Origin of the sequence: Bacillus cereus group sp. N21, from assembly GCF_016483395.1 — a bacterium.
GTDB lineage: Bacteria > Bacillota > Bacilli > Bacillales > Bacillaceae_G > Bacillus_A > Bacillus_A pseudomycoides.
Genome location: NZ_JAEHBX010000472.1, coordinates 1 through 211, shown reverse-complemented (window position 1 = coordinate 211; position 211 = coordinate 1). Strand labels below are relative to the sequence as shown.

Genomic DNA, 211 nt, shown 5'->3' with positions numbered 1-211 from the left:
CGAAGTGGCTAAACGCGGCGGACTGTAAATCCGCTCCTTCGGGTTCGGCAGTTCGAATCTGCCCCCCTCCACCATTTTCAAAAAAACAACCTGAAAAGGTTTATTTTTTTGAAAAGACAACCATACTAGTAAATATTAATGGGCTATAGCCAAGCGGTAAGGCAACGGACTTTGACTCCGTCATGCGCTGGTTCGAATCCAGCTAGCCCAG

1 tRNA gene is annotated in these 211 nt (G+C 47.4%); it reads left to right on the top strand.

The window, feature by feature from the left end:
* Positions 1-139 precede the first annotated feature (139 nt).
* Positions 140-211 (top strand) — tRNA-Gln (locus JDS96_RS31685).